The organism is Nonomuraea sp. NPDC050680, assembly GCF_040654555.1.
Classification (GTDB): Bacteria; Actinomycetota; Actinomycetes; order Streptosporangiales; family Streptosporangiaceae; genus Nonomuraea.
Genome location: NZ_JBFAIF010000018.1, coordinates 63,680 through 80,929 on the forward strand (window position 1 = coordinate 63,680; position 17,250 = coordinate 80,929).

The 17,250-nt window shown below is 70.7% G+C and carries 11 protein-coding genes; 5 read left to right on the forward strand and 6 right to left on the reverse strand.

The annotated features are described in order from the left end of the window. Window positions 1-6: 6 nt before the first annotated feature. Window positions 7-1,986, forward strand: a complete 1,980-nt coding sequence (locus tag AB0H88_RS39715; protein ID WP_357653835.1) for a protein kinase — start codon at window positions 7-9, stop codon at window positions 1,984-1,986. Further along, window positions 1,983-3,179 carry a hypothetical protein gene (locus tag AB0H88_RS39720; RefSeq protein ID WP_357653730.1) on the forward strand — a complete coding sequence of 399 codons (1,197 nt, stop codon included), beginning with the start codon at window positions 1,983-1,985 and terminating at the stop codon, window positions 3,177-3,179. The genes AB0H88_RS39715 and AB0H88_RS39720 overlap by 4 nt, the downstream gene beginning before the upstream one ends. A 26-nt stretch (window positions 3,180-3,205) precedes the next feature. On the opposite strand, the gene AB0H88_RS39725 is transcribed toward AB0H88_RS39720, so the two are convergent. After that, window positions 3,206-4,063 (reverse strand): ubiquitin-like domain-containing protein, encoded by an 858-nt coding sequence (locus tag AB0H88_RS39725; RefSeq protein WP_357653731.1) that lies wholly within the window; start codon window positions 4,061-4,063, stop codon window positions 3,206-3,208. A 143-nt stretch (window positions 4,064-4,206) separates the two neighbouring features. Continuing rightward, window positions 4,207-5,061, reverse strand: a complete 855-nt coding sequence (locus tag AB0H88_RS39730; protein WP_357653732.1) for a TatD family hydrolase — start codon at window positions 5,059-5,061, stop codon at window positions 4,207-4,209. A gap of 19 nt (window positions 5,062-5,080) precedes the next feature. On the opposite strand from AB0H88_RS39730, the gene AB0H88_RS39735 reads away from it, so the two are divergent. Continuing rightward, window positions 5,081-8,347, forward strand: a complete 3,267-nt coding sequence (locus tag AB0H88_RS39735; RefSeq protein WP_357653733.1) for a BTAD domain-containing putative transcriptional regulator — start codon at window positions 5,081-5,083, stop codon at window positions 8,345-8,347. A gap of 72 nt (window positions 8,348-8,419) precedes the next feature. On the opposite strand, the gene metG is transcribed toward AB0H88_RS39735, so the two are convergent. Further along, window positions 8,420-10,201, reverse strand: coding sequence for a methionine--tRNA ligase (metG, locus tag AB0H88_RS39740; protein WP_357653734.1), 1,782 nt, complete (start codon window positions 10,199-10,201; stop codon window positions 8,420-8,422). Window positions 10,202-10,263: 62 nt separating this feature from the next. Next, window positions 10,264-11,487, reverse strand: coding sequence for a glycosyltransferase family 2 protein (locus AB0H88_RS39745; protein ID WP_357653735.1), 1,224 nt, complete (start codon window positions 11,485-11,487; stop codon window positions 10,264-10,266). Window positions 11,488-11,586: 99 nt separating this feature from the next. On the opposite strand from AB0H88_RS39745, the gene AB0H88_RS39750 reads away from it, so the two are divergent. Continuing rightward, on the forward strand, window positions 11,587-13,131 hold the full coding sequence (locus AB0H88_RS39750) for a hypothetical protein (RefSeq protein WP_357653736.1): 1,545 nt from the start codon (window positions 11,587-11,589) through the stop codon (window positions 13,129-13,131). On the opposite strand, the gene AB0H88_RS39755 is transcribed toward AB0H88_RS39750, so the two are convergent. Both AB0H88_RS39755 and rsmI read right to left on the reverse strand, forming a co-directional pair. After that, window positions 13,067-14,653 (reverse strand): phospholipid carrier-dependent glycosyltransferase, encoded by a 1,587-nt coding sequence (locus AB0H88_RS39755; RefSeq protein ID WP_357653737.1) that lies wholly within the window; start codon window positions 14,651-14,653, stop codon window positions 13,067-13,069. The two genes, AB0H88_RS39750 and AB0H88_RS39755, sit on opposite strands and share 65 nt — an antisense overlap. Window positions 14,654-14,663: 10 nt before the next feature. Next, window positions 14,664-15,512: a 16S rRNA (cytidine(1402)-2'-O)-methyltransferase gene (gene rsmI, locus AB0H88_RS39760; RefSeq protein WP_357653738.1), complete on the reverse strand. Its 849-nt coding sequence runs from the start codon at window positions 15,510-15,512 to the stop codon at window positions 14,664-14,666. A 189-nt stretch (window positions 15,513-15,701) separates the two neighbouring features. Between rsmI and AB0H88_RS39765 the strand changes: the two genes are divergently transcribed. Then, window positions 15,702-17,237, forward strand: coding sequence for a phospholipid carrier-dependent glycosyltransferase (locus tag AB0H88_RS39765; protein WP_357653739.1), 1,536 nt, complete (start codon window positions 15,702-15,704; stop codon window positions 17,235-17,237). Window positions 17,238-17,250: the final 13 nt, after the last annotated feature.

The window sequence follows — 17,250 nt, forward strand, 5'->3', positions numbered from 1 at the left end:
TCCTTGATGGAGCCAACGGGCGCCGCGCCGCTCCGCCCGACGGATCTGCGGGAAATCGGCCCGTACCGGCTGCTCGGCCGACTCGGCGAGGGCGGCATGGGTACGGTGTTCCTGGCCAGGGCACCGACGGGGCGGTTTGTCGCGGTCAAGGTGGTGAAGGCGGAGTTCGCCAACCAGCAAGGGTTCGCGGACCGCTTTCATGCCGAGGTGGAGAACGCGCGGCGGGTGGCATCGTTCTGTACGGCTCAGGTGCTCGACAACGGCAACACCGGCGACAGCCGCCCGTACATGGTGACCGAGTACATCGGCGGCACCCCGTTGTCGGACCAGATCGCCAAGTACGGCGCACTCGACCCGGGGCCGCTGCACGGCGTCGCGCTGGGAGTCGCGGCGGCGCTGGCGGCGATTCACGTCGCCGGGCTGGTGCACAGGGATCTCAAGCCGGCCAATGTCATATTGTCGCTGTCCGGCCCCCGAGTGATCGACTTCGGCATCGCCAGGGCGCTCGACAGGGAGACCGGGTTCACCATGTCCGGCGAGCTGCTGGGCAGTCCCGGCTGGTGGGCGCCCGAGCAGGTGCGGGGGGAAGCGGTCACGCCCGCCGTCGACATCTTCGCCTGGGGCTGCCTGATCGCGTACGCCGGTAATGGGCGCCACCCGTTCGGGCGCGGCGACCCCATCACGCTCGCGACGCGCGTACTGAACACTCCGCCGGACCTGGGCGCTTTGCCCGCGCCGCTCGATGAGCTGGTCCGGCGGGCTACCGATATGGATCCGGCTCAGCGGCCCACGGCCCAGGACCTGCTGATCGCCCTGGTCGGTGGCACTGCGCCCGCACCCGCGGCGGCGTCGGCGGCGGCGGCCGATCCGCCGACGCTGGTGGCTCCCGGACTGCTCGACGACTGGGAGCCGCCGCAGAACGTGGTGAACGAGCCCGACATCACGGCCACGTTCGCCACACCGCCGCCCAGCGACGCGACGGCCAAGGGACCGGCCGTGGCGACCGACCCGTCCCAGCCAGGATCTCGACCGGGGTCCCAGTCCGGGTCGCAGCCGGGGGCACAGAGGCAGCAGGCGCCTCAGCCGCAGCAGGCGTTCCGGGAACAGTCGTCGCCGGGTCAGGAGCAGCCTGATCTGCAGGAGCTGGCTCGCCGGGAGGAGCAGGCGGCTCGTGAGGAGCTGGCGCGCTGGGAGGTGCCCACCCCCCAGCAGCCGACCGCCAAGAAAGCGACGCTCAAGAAGCCGAGCGCCAAAAAGGAGCAGGCCCGCTTAGCCGAGCAGGCCCGCTTAGCCGAGCAGGCCCGCTTAGCCGAGCAGGCCCGCCAGGCGGACCAGCCGGATCAGGCTCAAGCCGGAGCCCAGGTCCAGGTCCGTCAGGACGAGCCGAACGTACAAGCTCGCCAGACGAACCCGGGACTCCAGGCAGAGGTGCTGTCCACGGACGACACCCAGTCCCCCGCGCCCGGACGGTCCCTGAGCACCCGCTGGCTCATCGCGGCCGCCGCGGCTGTGGCGGCCATCGCCGTCACCTTCGGCATCCTCATCATGACCTCCAGCCGCACCATCACGCCGCCCGTCCAGTCGCAGACCCAGACGGCGTCCGCCTCGGCGCGGCCCAACGACCTCGGTCACCGGTTCGCCCTCGGCAAGTCCTTCGACGACCCGCAGCTCATCATCGCCGCGGCCCCGCAGTGCGGTCTGAAGGAGTACGAGGGCAAGACGCAGACTCTGGGCCAGCTGTGCGTGGTCCGCTGGACGATGCTGAACCCCGGAGGCGAGCGCCAGGAGATCGGCGACCCGATCGTCTCGCTGCTCGACGACAAGGGCGGGCGCCACGACCCGGTGGAGGCCGCGTTCCCGGCGGCGATCACCGCGGGTGACCGCATCGACAGCGCGTTCGTGTTCGACCTGCCGCTGTACCGCAAACCGGTACAACTCATCGCGACCAGGCTCAAGAACGGTAACCAGATCGAGGTCCGGTTGTGAAGACGATCGGTGCGGCGCTCCTGGCGCTGGCCCTTCTCATAGGCGGCATGAGCACCGCGGTGACAGCCGCCGAGAAGGCCGCGTGCTCGGGTACGAGCGACTTCGACGGCGACGGCCTGGACGACGTGGCGGTCGGCGATCCGTTCGCCGACGACGGCAAGGGCGCGGTGTACATCCTCTCCGGGGACAAGGTGATCCCCGTGCCGGTGCCCCGCGTCGAGGGCGACGCCCTCGGCTGGTCGGTGACGCTGGCCAAGATCGACCCCGGCAACGCCTGCGCCGACCTGGTGGTGGGCGCCCCCTACACGGATGTGGACGGTGTCAGGGACGCGGGTGCGGTCTATGTCGTGTACGGCGGGAACAGCAAGGGACCGGAACGCCTGACGGCTCCCGAGCCGCAGCGCGGCGCCCACTTCGGCTGGTCCTTGGCCGCCCGGGGCGACCTGGTGGCGATCGGCGCGCCGTACGAGGACCAGGCCCAGGTCGCCGACGCGGGCTCTGTCTACGTACGTCAGGGCATGGGGCGGCTGATCCGGATAAATCAGGACTCGGTGGAGGTGCCGGGCAACGGCGAGGTGGGCGACCAGTTCGGCTGGTCGGTGGCGGTCGGGCCGGGCAACAGCCTGCTCGTCGGCGTCCCGTACGAGAACGACGACGGCGCCGGCCGCCAGGTCGACCAGGGCAAGTCCGACTCGGGGGCCGCGGTCCGCATCGACAACGCGCTGGCGCCGAGGCTCTCGGGGGTCAAGGTCGACTCGCCCACCAAGGAGGCCGGAGACAGGTACGGCTATGCGGTGGCGTACGCCGAGGGGGCCGGGTTCGCGGTGACCGCGCCGGGCCACGGCTACGTCCAGCTCTACGACCAGGCCATGCGCCCGACGAGGCGGGTGGGGCAGGGCACCGGGTTCGGCTTCTCGCTGGCCGCCTCGGCCGAGGGCAGGGTGGCCGTCGGCTCGCCCTATGAGGGAGCCGTACGGGTGCTGTCGTTCAAGAACGAGGCCGAGGACAAGAGGCTCCCGACGGCGGACAGCCTGTTCGGCTGGTCGCTGGCCTACAGCGGCAACAAGCTCTACATCGGCCAGCCCGACGCCGTCCCCACCGGCAAGGTCCTGGTGCTGGCCCGCAACTCCGACGAACTGCGGCCGCTCCAACCACCCAAGGGAGCCGACTTCGGCACATCGATCGCCGGTTGACCCACCCGGCAGCCCACACAAAGTGGTCAGTCGAACAGCCGGGCCCCGCACTCCCGCCACTGCCCCTGCCACCGCCCGCCGACCAGCTGGTAGAGCAGCTGTGCCCGATAGGTCTGCTCCTCCGGCGGCCAGGTGTGCGGTAGCCCGGTGCCGCCGACGGCCGTCCACATGGCCAGGCTGAACCCGTACATCCCGTAATAGGGCCCGGCGGGGTTCACCGCCAGCGGGTCGCCATTCGACATGCACTGGGCCAGCGCCGCCCAGTCGAGGGCCGCCACGGCGGCCGACACGGCCACGGTGTGCGGCGGCGCGGGCGGGCTGACCCTGATGACGGTCCCCTGCGCCGGGAAGCTGTCGAGCGGCGGGCGCACCCGGTAGCCGGGTCGCAGCGGGACGCGGCGTTGCCTGAGCACCTCGCGGATGGTCCGGCCGGTGGTCGTGGTCGCCATCCGCAGGCCGCCCGTCTCGATGTACACCTCACGCCGCGTGTACACCGAGAGCGCCATCCCGGACAGCGGCACGTGCTTGGTCGGCGGGGCCGACAGCCGGCCGCCCGCCGGGCTGATGTCGAGCTCGGCCAGCGCATCGCCCACGTTCGTGGCGGTCACCAGGCGGCGGCTGGTGCGCCCGTCGAGGGTCAGCGTGATCGGGCGGGCGTGGCGTACCACGATCCGCGTCCCGTCGGCGAGCTCCGCCTGCCCGGCCGGGCGTACGGAGTCGCCGTACCCCACCGACACCCCGACCTCACCGAGGAGCTCCCGCACCGAGCCGGCGAAGCTGCGCACCGCCATCGGCTTGCCGTCGACGACCAGCACCACGCTCTTGACCAGCGTCGCGACGGTCCCGATGCCGCCCACGGCCACGACCGCGAGCAGGCAGATCACCGGTGTCCACGGTGATCGCCAGGCAATACGAGGGCGCGGGGCGCGCCTCTTTCCGCGCACGGACTGACCTCCGGTAGTGGCTTCGGGCGGCACGACGCTAGTGGCGCCCGCGCCGCCGCCTCTACCGGTTCACGGAAAGATGGTCACCACTCTCCGAAGACCGTGACTCCATTGACGCTGATGGCCTCGCACAGCTCATCCGGATGGACGCCCTTGACCTCCGCGAGACAGCGCAGAGTGAGGGGGATGAGGTAGGGCGCGTTGGGCTTGCCCCGGTAGGGCACCGGCGGCAGGTAGGGCGCGTCGGTCTCGACCAGCATGAGCTCCGTCGGCGCCACCCGAGCCGCCTCGCGCAGGTAGGAGGCGTTCTTGTAGGTGACCGGCCCGGAAAAAGACATGAAATATCCGGCTTCGGTGCACTTTTTCGCCATTTCGGGGTCGCCCGAGAAGCTGTGGAACACCACCACCGGGGGCGCGCCCACCTCGGCCAGCACCTTCAGCACGTCGTCGTGCGCCTCACGGTCGTGGATGACCAGCGCCTTGCCGGTGCGCTTGGCGATCTCGATGTGCGCACGGAAGCTCGCGTGCTGGTCCTCTTTGGCCGCCCAGTCGCGGTAGTAGTCGAGCCCGGTCTCCCCCACCGCCCGTACCTCGTCGCGCCCGGCCAGCGCCTCGATCTCGGCCAGCGTCTCGGGAGTGGCCGCGTGCGCCTCGTTGGGATGGATGGCGACGCCGGCGTAGATCCCCTCGTGCTCCGCCGCCGCCTCGGCGTTCCACCGGGAGGACGGCAGGTCGTAGCCGATCGTGACGAGCCGGGTCACGCCGACGGCACGCGAGTCGTCGAGGATGCTCCGGACGCTCGCCGAAGCCGCCTGCGCCGCCTGTGCCACGGGATCGCCCGTGGACGCCTGCCGGTTGCCGACCATGATGTCGAGGTGGCAGTGACTGTCGAACACCGGTGCGGACAGCGGCTCGGGCGGGCTGGGAATCTTGCTCACGCCCTCTAAAGTAACGTCCATGCGCTTCGGCATTCTCGGCAGCACCCGTGCCTGGCGCGCGGACGGCGCCGAGGTGCCGCTCGGCGGCCGGTCCCGGCGAGCCCTGCTGGCCCTGCTGCTCATCCGGCCCGGCGAGGTCGTCCCCCACGACCGGCTCATCGACGTCCTGTACGGCGAGCAGCCGCCCAAGAACGCCCAGCACGCCCTGCACTCCCAGGTGTCGAGGCTGCGCGGCGACGGCATCATGGTCGAGCGGGCGACCACGGGCTACCGGCTGGCCGTCGATCCCGGCCAGGTCGACGCGCACCGGTTCCTGCGGCTGGCCGAGGAGGGGCGGCAGGCGCTCGACGCCGATCCCGGCCGGGCCGCCGCGTTGCTGGGCGAGGCGCTGTCCCTGTGGCGCGGCCCCGCGCTCTCCGACCTCGACGCGACGCACGCCGTACCCCTCGAAGAGCGGCACCTGGCCGCCCAGGAGGACCGGATCGAGGCCGACCTGCGGCGCGGCGCGCAGCGGGCGGCGATCCCGGAGCTCGGCGAGCTGATCGAACGCCACCCGCTGCGCGAGCGGCTACGCGGCCAGCTGATGCGGGCGCTCAGCGCGGACGGCCGACCGGCCGAGGCACTGGTCGCGTACGAGCAGACCAGGCGGCTGCTGGCCGACGAGCTGGGCGCCGACCCCTCGCCCGAGCTGTCCGGCCTGCACCAGCGCCTGCTCCGCGGCGAACTCACCCACCCGACGCCACCCGACCTGACGCCCCCAACCAGGCCCACCCCCGCCGGACAAGCGCCCGAGCCGACCAACGCCCGGCAGGCACCCGAGCCGACCGTCACCCCGCAGGCACCCGAGCCGACCGTCACCCCGCAGGCACCCGAGCCGACCGTCGCCCGGCAGGCACCCGTGCCGACTCCGCTCACCACGCTGGTCGGCCGGGCCGACGACCTGGCCTCCGTCGGCGCGCTGCTCGACTCGGCCCGGCTGGTGACGCTGCTGGGACCGGGCGGCGCGGGCAAGACGCGGCTGGCCGTCGAGCTCGCCGGCCGGCAGCCTGACGCCTGCCTGGCCGAGCTGGCCTCCCTGACCGACGGCGACGGGCTGCCGCAGGCGGTGCTCGCCGCGCTGGGCGTGCGCGAGGGCGGCCTGCTGGGCGGCCCGTCCGAGCCCACGGCCCTGTCCCGGCTGATCGCCGCGCTGGCCGAGCGCCCGCTCCTGCTCGTCCTGGACAACTGCGAGCACCTGGTCGAGGCCGCCGCCGCCCTGGCCGAACGGTTACTCGCCGCCTGCCCCCGGCTGCGCGTCCTGGCGACCAGCCGCGAGCCGCTCGGCATAACGGCCGAGCACCTCTGGCCGGTACGCCCGCTCGCCCCCGCCGACGCGGTCCGCCTCTTCACTGACCGGGCCGCGGCGGTCTGCCCGGGTTTCACCGCGGACGAGACGGTCGAGCGGATCTGCTCCGCGCTGGACGGCCTGCCGCTGGCGATCGAGCTGGCCGCCGCCCGCATGCGCACGCACGAGGCCCCCGAGCTGGCCGAACGCCTCACCGGCACCGACCGCTTCCGGCTGCTGTCCCGTGGCAGCCGGACCGCCGACGCCCGGCACCAGACGCTCCGCGCGGTGGTCGCGTGGAGCTGGGAGCTGCTCACCGAGCCCGAACGCGCGATGGCCGCCCGCCTCACGGTGTTCTCCGGCGGCGCCACCGCGACGGCCGCCGCCGCGGTCTGCGGCCTGCCCGACGCCGAGGAGCTGCTCGACTCGCTCGCCGACAAGTCACTGGTGACCGTCGCGGCCGGCCGCTACCGCATGCTGGAGACGATCCGCGCCTTCTGCGCCGAGCAGCTCGCCGACGCGGCCTCCGTACGCCGGGCGCACGCGGCATACTTCGTCGGCCTCGCCGAGGAGGCCGATCCGCACCTGCGCGGGGCCGAGCAGCTCGACTGGCTGACGGCGCTGGCCGTCGAGCACGACAACCTGCTGGCGGCGCTGCGCTGGGCCGCTGAGGCGGGAGACGTGCCGCTCGGCATGCGGCTGATGGGCGCGCAGTCGGCCTACCTGTGGATGCGCGGGATCCGGTCCACGATCGCGGCCCCGGCCGTGGCGCTGCTGGACGCGGCTGGTCCGGCGCCGGATCCGGGCCTCGGCGACGACTATGTGCTCTGCCTCTTGGCGGCGGCGGCGAGCGACGAGGCGGGCCGGGAGGTGTGGGATCGACACGCCGCCGCGGCCGACGCGATGCTCATGGCGGGTTCGGGGACGCGGCGGCATCCGATCATCACGTTCCTGTGGCCGATGATCACCGCGGGCACGCACCACCCCGGCCCGGCGCTCGCCCTGCTCAGGCGGTCCATGGCGAGTTCCGATCCATGGGAGCGCGCGATGGCCCGGCTGATCTGGGCCTATCCACGGATGGCGAGCGGGGAGTACGCCCCGGCGGAGGCGGACCTGACGGCGGCGCTCACCGCCTTCCGCGCGCTCGGCGACCGGTGGGGAGGCATGCTCGCGCTCGACTCCCTCGCCTGGGTGGCCGGCATGCGGGGGGACAGGGCCGTCGCGCTGGCCCGTACCGATGAGGCGGTGACGCTGGCCGAGCAGCTCGGCGCGGCCGAGGACCTGGCCGACCTGTTCTGCAACCGGGGCGACTTCCGCCTCGCTGAGGACCTGGCCGGGGCCAGGGCCGACTACGAGCGGGCCGCCGCGCTGGCCCGTCGTATGGGTGTGCCGACCTACCTGGGCTCGGCGCTGCGCGGCCTCGGCGATGTGGCCCTCCAGGAGGGCGACCTGGCCGGGGCGCGGAAGCTGTACGAGGAGGCGCTGCGGAAGTTCGACCCCCGGTGGCTCAAGAGCGCGGGCAGCAGGACCCGGCTGATGATCGGCATGGGCCGGGTCGCGGAGGCGGAGGGCGACCTGGAGGCGGCCGGGACCTGCTACTGGCAGGCGGTCGAGGTGGCGGTCACGGCCGGCGCGGTGCCCGAGAGCGCCGGCGCGTTCGAGCTCCTGGCCGGGCTCGCGCTGGCGCGTGACGGCGACGCGACGCTGGCCGCCAGGCTGCTGGGGGCCGCCACGGCCGTGCGCGGCATGAGCCGGCCCGACGAGCCCGGCGTCGCGGACATCGCCGAGCGGGCGCGGGCCGCGCTCGGCGAGGAGGCGTACGCGCAGATCAGGCGCGAGGGCGCCGAGCTCACCTTCGAGGAGGCAGCGGCGCTGGCCGGCGTCTCCGCCGCGACGCTCGACGCCTCACCGCTGCGCTCGATCGCCGCGACGGCCGGTGAGCGGGGCCTGAGCTCCCGGTAGGTCACTGGGAGCCCAGCCGACCAGCCTCCCGCAGGTCACCGGGAGGTCGGTCGGGCCAGGCTCGCAGATAGGTCAGTCGGCCAGCCGGGCCAGCTCCTCGTCCACGACCTTCGGGTCGAGCTTCTTGAACAGCGGCACCGGCGGCGCGAGCGGCGTGCCCGGCTTGATCTGCCGGTGCTCCCACCGGGCCGCCCCCTGGTAGTCGCCGGTGATCACCGGGTAGGGGGTGCCGCCGTCCTCGTCGACGTCGTGCATCTCCGGCATGCCGGCCCAGACGCCCTCGCCACCGAGCATCGCGTGGACCTTGTTGGAGGAGCCGGGCAGGAACGGCGTGAGCATCGTCTTGGCGTCGTCGACCACCTGGAGGGCGACGTGCAGGATCGACTTCTGCCGCGCCGCGTCGTCCTTGAGCTTCCACGGCTCCTGCTCGGCCAGGTAGCGGTTGGCGTCGCGGACCACGTCGAACGCCTCGGTGATGGCGTTCTTGAACCGCGAGCGGTTGAGCTCCGCCCCGACGGGCCCGAAGGCGTTGCGCGAGCGCTCCAGCAGCGCCCGGTCGGCGTCGGTCAGCTCACCGGCCTCGGGGATCGAGCCGAAGTTCTTGGCCGCCATGGAGATCGACCGGTTGACCAGGTTGCCCCAGGCCGCGACGAGCTCGCCGTTGTTGCGGTTGACGAACTCCTGCCAGGTGAAGTCGGTGTCCTGGTTTTCCGGACCGGCCACGGCGATGTAGTAGCGCAGCGCGTCGGCGTCGTAGCGGGCCAGGAAGTCGCGGACGTAGATGACGACCTGCCGCGAGGAGGAGAACTTCTTGCCCTCCATGGTCAGGAACTCGCTGGAGACCACCTCGGACGGCACGTTGAGCGCGCCCAGCGCCCCCGGCGAGCCGCCCCTGGCGCCCTGGCCGCTGTAGCCGAACAGCATCGCGGGCCAGATCTCGGCGTGGAAGACGATGTTGTCCTTGCCCATGAAGTAGTAGCCACGGGCGTCGGGATTCTGCCACCACTGGCGCCAGGCGTCGGGGTCGCCGGAGCGCTTGGCCCACTCGATGGAGGCGGACAGGTAGCCGATGACGGCGTCGAACCAGACGTAGAGCCGCTTGTTGGGCTGGTCGCGCCAGCCGTCGAGCGGGATCGGCACGCCCCAGTCGAGGTCACGGCTGATCGCCCGCGGCTGCAGGTCACCGAGCAGGTTGAGGGCGAACTTGAGCACGTTGGGCCGCCACTCGCCCTGCTTGGACTGCAGGTAGGAGCCGAGCACCTCGGCGAAGGCGGGCAGATCGAGCATGAAGTGCTCGGTCTCCGTGAAGATCGGCGTCTCGCCGTTGATCCGGCTCTTGGGGTTGATGAGCTGGATCGGGTCGAGCTGGTTGCCGCAGTTGTCGCACTGGTCGCCGCGGGCACCGTCGTAGCCGCAGATGGGGCAGGTGCCCTCGATGTAACGGTCGGGCAGGGTGCGTCCGGTGGACGGGGAGATCGCGCCCATCGTGGTCTTGGGGAAGATGTAGCCGTTGTCGTAGAGGCCCTTGAAGATCGCCTGCGTGACGTCGTAGTGATTCTTCGTCGTCGTGCGGGTGAACAGGTCGTAGGACAGCCCCAGGCCGGTCAGGTCTTCGGCGATCACCCGGTTGTAGCGGTCGGCGAGCTCGCGGGCGGTCACGCCCTCCTTGTCGGCCTGCACCTGGATGGGCGTGCCGTGCTCGTCGGTGCCGGACACCATCAGCACCTTGTTGCCCGCCATCCGCTGGTAGCGGCTGAAGACGTCGGACGGCACGCCGAATCCGGATACGTGCCCGATGTGGCGAGGGCCGTTAGCGTACGGCCACGCTACGGCGGTCAAGATGTGCTGGGACATAGGCCCAAGCCTACGGTGCGACCACGGTCGCCTCGTACCGAATACCGGCACGAGGCGGATGATCAGCGCGTCGTGGACTCCTCGCGGGACACGGCCTCGGCCGCCTCCTCGGCCACCTTGGCGGCGAGGTCGATCGAGCTCTCGCGGGTGCGGCGGATGCCCAGGATGCTGATGAACAGCGCCGCGAAGATGGTCTGGAAACTCATGATGAGCGCCGTCGCGGAGGGCACGACGATGCGCAGCGACTCGCGCGGGTCCAGCGAGCCGAAGCTGCGGACCTGCCAGTGCGACAGCGACATCACCAGGCCGACGAGACCGGCCACGGCCAGCAACCCGCCGACCACCAGGCCCTTCTCCAGGGTGACGATGTCGATGAGCCGGCGGACGCGTGGCGACTCGGGCAGGAAGCCCTCCTCGGCCGCGTAGACCTTGGTGAACAGCGCGAACAACGCCGCCTGGAAGCCGATCACCACCGCCGCCGACGCGCCGACCAGGGTGTCGACGTCGAAGGCCAGCTCGCCGATCTCGACCGGGCCGAACGTCAGCGCCGTGCCCGCGACCAACCCGATGACCATCAGCAGGATGCCGGGATAGAAGAACAGCCACTTGGGGCTGTACAGCATCAGGAAGCGCAGGTGGCGCCAGCCGTCACGCCAGGAGCGCAGGTGCGGCGGCCGGGAGCGGCCGTCGGGCGACAGCGTGGTGGGCACCTCGCGCACGTCGAGGCCGGACAGCGTGGAGCGGACGACCATCTCGGAGGCGAACTCCATGCCGCCCGTCTGCAGCTGGAGCCGCAGGATCGAGTCGCGCCTGAACCCGCGCAGGCCGCAGTGGAAGTCGCCGATGGCCGACGGGAAGAACAGCCGGCCGATGAACGACAGCACCGGGTTGCCCAGGTAGCGGTGGAGCGGAGGCATGGCGCCGGGGGCGATGCCCCCCTTGAACCGGTTGCCCATCACGAGATCGGCACCGTCGCGCAGTTGTTCGACGAATGGGAGCAACGAGGTGAAGTCGTAGGAGTCGTCGGCATCGCCCATGATGACGTATTTGCCGCGCGCGGCCCGGATTCCGCCCATGAGGGCGTTGCCGTAGCCCTTCTCATCGACGTGGACGACACGCGCACCGGCGTCACGGGCGAGCTGCTGCGAGCCGTCCGTGCTGCCGTTGTCGGCGATCAGGACTTCGCCCTCGATGCCGTGCTCTTCCATGCACGCCAGTGCCTTGCGTACACAGACTTCCACGGTCTCCGCCTCGTTGAGGCAGGGCATGACCACCGTCAGTTCCACGTCTCAACCCTTCAGTTAAGGCTCTTCCAGCCCACCATCATGCCCTGTGCCCGAGGATGGTCGGGTCAAGTCCTAAAAACGACTGGCATTCTTTACAGCATGGTGAGCGCTGCGGAGATGACCCCTGTGGACCCCTCCGCCCCTGGCCGGATAGCGCGCGTGTGGGCGTTCGTCGGCCGTCATCGGGGGTTCGCCGCCGCATTCGCCATTGGCGGGGTGCTGCGGCTGATCACCATGCTCGGCTACGGCCCGGCGATGTGGTTCAACGACTCCTACGAGTACGTATCCGTGGCGCTGCACCCCCGGCCGCACCCGATCCGGCCCGACGGTTACGGATTCTGGCTGCTGCTGCTCAAGCCGTTCCACAGTTTCACCCTGGTGACCATGTCCCAGCACCTGATGGGCCTGGCCACGGGCGCGCTCATCTACGCGTTGCTGCGCGCGAAGTTCGGGCTGCCGAAGTGGGGGGCGACGCTGGCGGCCGTCCCGGTGCTGTTCGACGCCTACCAGATCCAGCTCGAGCAGCTCATCATGTCCGACACGCTGTTCACGCTGCTGGTCGTGGGCCTGATCACGATCGTCCTGTGGAACCGGCGGATGTCGTGGAAGCTGGGCGTGGTCGTCGGGCTGCTGCTCGCGCTCACCGCGCTCACCCGCTCGATCGGCCTGCCGATCCTCGCCCTGGTCGTCGCCTATCTGCTCATCAAGCGGACCGGCTGGAAGGCGATCGTGGCCGTGATCATGACCTGCGCGATCCCAGTCGTCGCCTACATGGGTTGGTTCTCCACAAACTTCGGTAAATTCGCGATGACCAACAGCGACGGGCTCATCCTTTACATGCGCACGGCGATCTTCGCCGACTGCAACAAGATGCACATCGACAAATACCGGGAGCTCCAGATGCTGCTCCTGTGCATCAACGATCCGGTCAGTCAGCGCAAGGACTACGCGCAGTGGTACCTCTGGGGCCAGGGCAACGGCGACGGCCAGGGCACGGGTGAGGTGCTGCACCGCTGGGGCGCGGGCAAGAAGTTCACCGACATCACCAACGAGGCCGCCAGCGCGTTCGCCACGCGGGCGATCACCTCGCAGCCCGGCGACTACCTGAAGGTGGTGGCGCGTGACTTCTTCCGTGCCTTCAACTGGGGCCGGCCGCGCTTCCCGGACGAGAAGACGTACAACATGTATCGCTTCATCCCGTTCTACGAGCTGGATGACAGCGGCAATCCCAAGCGACTGCCTCAGTGGCCCTCCTATCAGGGCCGGACGGACACCGACGCCTACACCTACGAGCAGGGCCCGCCCGAGACGAAGATCGTCGCGCCCTTCGCACAGATCATGAGCGGCTACCAGCAGGTGGTCTACCTGCCCGGCATCGTGCTGGGCGGCGTGATGCTGATCGGCCTGTACGGCACGGTGGTCCGCTGGCGCCGGTTCGGCGGGCCGGTGATCCTGCCCTGGCTCGGGGCGTTCGGCCTGCTGCTCGCGCCCGCCGCGACGGCGGAGTTCGACTACCGCTACGTCCTGCCGGCGGTCCCCCTGGCCTGCATCGCGGCGGCGATCACGCTGCGCCGCGGCGTCACTTGGGCGCGGGTACGACCCAAGCCCGCGTCAGCATCCGAGCCCACCACTGTGCCTGCGTGAGCGTCTCGGCCACCAGCACCGGGTAGAGCCACCAGAAGTTGATCAGGACGATCAGCGTGAACGCCCCCACCACCGCGGCCCCCACCGCCCGCCGCGCGGGTGTCGCGCTCTCCTTCCCGATCACCAGCCCCGCGACCAGGACCAGCGCCAGCACCATGAACGGCACCACGGGGATCATGTAGAAGAGGTACATCGTCCGCTGGTCGGCGACGGCGTAGTAGAACCACGGCAGCCAGCCGGCGGCGAAGGTCAGCAGCACCGCCCCGGCCCGCCAGTCGCGCGTGGCGACGTACCAGGCGATGAGTGCCAGCAGGGCGAGCAGGGCGGCGAACCAGACGGCGGGCGTGCCCACTCCCAGCACGGCCTGCGAGCACTTGTCCGCCCCGCACGCCGAAGGCGGCAGGTCGGTCGGGTAGAAGAAGGAGACCGGCCGGAACAGGACCGGCCAGGTCCACGGATCCGACATGTACGGGTGATAGTCGTGCAGCCCGGTGTGGTAGCCGAGCACCTGCACCTGGTACTTCAGCCACGATCGCACCGAGTCGACGACGAAGAACAGCGGCCCCGACGACGTCGCCTGGTCCCAGTTGCGCCCGTAGCCGCCCGCCGTGACGAACCAGCCCGCCCACGAGGCCACGAAGGTCAGCGCGGGCACCAGCCCGAGCGCGGCCAGCCCCGGCGGCACGTCCAGCGAGAGCGCCCCCTGGTACGGCCGGCGTAACCCGACGGCCCGCCTGGCCCCCATGTCCCACAGCAGGCTCATGACCGCGAACGCGACCAGGAAGAACACCCCTGACCACTTCACCGCGCAGGCCGCCCCCAGGCAGAGGCCCGCGGCGATCCGCCATGGCCGCAGGCCGAGCGGCGGCCCGGTCGGGGTGAGCGGCGAGCTGTCGTACCAGTCGGCCAGCCGCTGCCGTGACCGGTCGCGGTCGACCACCAGGCAGGCGAACCCGGCCAGCACCCAGAACATCAGGAAGATGTCCAGCAGCGCCGTACGCGACAGCACCAGGTGCAGGCCGTCCAGCGAGAGCAGCAGCCCGCCCAGGCAGCCCAGCATCGTCGAGCGGGTCATCCGCCGCGCCAGCCGGGCCAGGATGAGGATCGACAGCGTCCCGACCACCGCCGCGGCGAACCGCCAGCCGTAGGGGTTCATGCCGAACAGCCACTCCCCCAGCCCGATCATCCACTTGCCCAGCGGCGGGTGGGCGACGAACGAGGCGCAGTCGGTCGTGTTCGGGCAGTGCTTGAAGATGTCGAGGTTGCCGGCCATCAGCCGGTGGTCGGCCTCCGGGTTCTTGGAGTCACCGAGCGTGACCCGCTCGACGCCGAACCTGAGCAGCGAGTAGGCGTCCTTGAGGTAGTACGTCTCGTCGAAGACGATGGCCCGCGGCTCGCTCAACCTGACGAATCTCAGTATTCCGCCGAAGAGGGCGACCGCGATCGGCCCCAGCCACCCCCAGAGGGCGCCCCCTTGCATCGGCGGGACCAGCCGCTGTGCGGAAATCCCCCATTTCTTCACGATGCGCACCCTATGGCGTGGACGATCTCCTGTGAACCGCGTCATAGAGCTCCCGCTTGGGCAGACCCGCCTCCTTGGCCACGTCGGCGACGGCCGCCTTACGCTGCTCCCCGTCGGCCACGCGGCGGTCCACCTCAGCGACCAGTGACTCGATATCGGGCTCGGTGTCGGCCGCGACGTGACCGGCGACCACGACGGTGATCTCACCCTTGACGCCCGCCGCCGCCCACGCGGCCAGCTCGCCCAGGCCGCCGCGCCGTACCTCTTCATAGGTCTTCGTGAGCTCGCGGCAGACGGCGGCCCTCCGGTCCTGGCCGAAGGCCTCCGCCATCGCCTCCAGCGCGCTCTGGAGGCGGTGGGGCGCCTCGAAGAACACCATCGTCCGCTCTTCCCTCGCCAGCGCCGAAAGGCGGCGAGCGCGCTCTCCGGGCTTGCGCGGCGGGAAGCCCTCGAAGCAGAACCGGTCGCTGGCCAGACCGGAGACGGCCAGCGCGGTGGTGACGGCGCTCGGGCCCGGCAGGGCGGTGACCGTGATGCCCTCCTCGACCGCGAGATGCGTCAGGCGGTAGCCGGGGTCGGACACACCAGGCATGCCCGCGTCGGTGATGACCACCACCGTCTGTCCCTGCTTGAGCGTCTCGACCAGCTCCGCCGCACGTGCGGCCTCGTTGGCGTCGTAGTAGGAGACGACCCGCCCGCGGATCTCCACGCCGAGGTCGCCGGCCAGCCTGCGCAGGCGTCTGGTGTCCTCGGCCGCCACCACGTCGGCGTTCTCGAGCACCTCGCGCAGCCGCGGTGAAACGTCGCCCGCCTGCCCGATGGGGGCCCCTGCCAGCACCAACCTGCCCTTTACTGTCACCCGGCCATTGTGGCAGGGCATCCCGATAAGACCCTGTTTCCTGGGTAAGCACTGGCTTGAGGCCCGTACGATGTCCGAATGGCGGTGACCGATTTCCCGTACGAAACCTTTGGTCAGTCAAGTGGCCAACCGGCGGCGGACGAGAGCAGTCCCGGGACGCGATCCATCCGAGATCGGGTGGTCCCGCCGATGCGGGGCAGCGTGTTGTGGGGCTGGTTGGGACCGCTGTTCATCACCGTGTTCGGCGGGGTGCTGCGCTTCATGGGGCTCGGCCACCCCAACGCCGTCGTCTTCGACGAGACCTATTACGCCAAGGACGGCTATTCGCTGATCACGTGGCTCGTGGAGCGGGTCACGATCAAGGATGCCGACAAGGCGCTCATCGCCGGCAACACCGACATCTGGCAGAAGTGCACGGAGGCGACGCTCGACAAGTGCGCCTCCTACGTGGTCCACCCGCCCCTGGGCAAGTGGATGATCGGCGTGGGCGAGTGGCTGTTCGGCATGAACCCCTACGGCTGGCGGTTCGCCGCGGCGGTGGTCGGGACGCTGTCGATCCTGGTCCTGGCCCGCGTGGCCCGCCGGATGACCCGCTCGACCCTGCTCGGCTGCTTCGCCGGGCTCCTGCTGGCCCTCGACGGGCTGCACTTCGTGCTGTCGCGTACGGCGCTGCTGGACATCTTCCTGATGTTCTGGGTGCTGGCCGGGTTCGCCTGCCTGGTGGTCGACCGCGACCGGGCGCGGGAGCGGCTGGTCGACTGGTACGAGACGTCGCCGCTGTCGCCGCAGGGGCCCTGGCTGGGGCTGCGGCCGTGGCGGATCGCCGCGGGCCTCTGCCTCGGGGCCGCCATGGGGGTCAAGTGGTCAGGGGTTTTCTTCCTGGCCGCCTTCGCGGTCATGAGCCTGCTGTGGGACTTCGGCGCGCGACGGGCCGTCGGCCTGCGCAATCCCTACTCCGGCGCCCTCGCCAAGGACGTGCCGACCGGTCTGGTCGCCTTCGCGCTGACCCCGTTCGTGACGTACATGGCCACCTGGACCGGCTGGTTCGTCAGCGCGGCCGGCTACGGGCGCAACTGGGACCAGGCCACCTCGTCGGGCCCGATCTACTTCGTCATCGACTCGATGCGGTCGTGGGTGCAGTACCAGTGGCAGGTCTTCTCCTTCCACAGCGGGCTGGCGACCTCACATCCCTACATGTCGGATCCGTGGCAGTGGCCGCTGCTGCTGCGCCCGGTCGCCTTCTACTACGAGGGCAACAAGGGCGGCGCCTGCGGCGCGAAGGACTGCGCCGAGGCCGTGCTCGGCGTGGGCACCCCGGTGATCTGGTTCGGCGCGCTGGCCGCGCTGATCGCCCTGATCGCCTGGTACGTCGCCACGCGGGACTGGCGGGCGGGCGCGGTGCTGCTGGCCTACGCGATGGGCTGGCTGCCCTGGTTCTACTTCGCCATCACCGAGAACCGCACGATGTTCCTGTTCTACGCGGTGCCGATGGTGCCGTTCATGGTGCTGGCCCTCACCCTGTGCGCGGGTTTGCTGATAGGCCCCTCAGCGAAGACACCGGGTGGGGCTGTACCGTTGAGACGTACGCTCGGGGCTGCGGCCGTCGGCGCGTTCGCACTACTCGCACTGATCAACTTCTGGTGGCTGCATCCGGTTTTGTCCGCCGAGCTGATCCCCTACACCGAGTGGAAGGCACGGATGCTCTTCGACAAGCGGTGGATTTGACCCGGTCACAGTT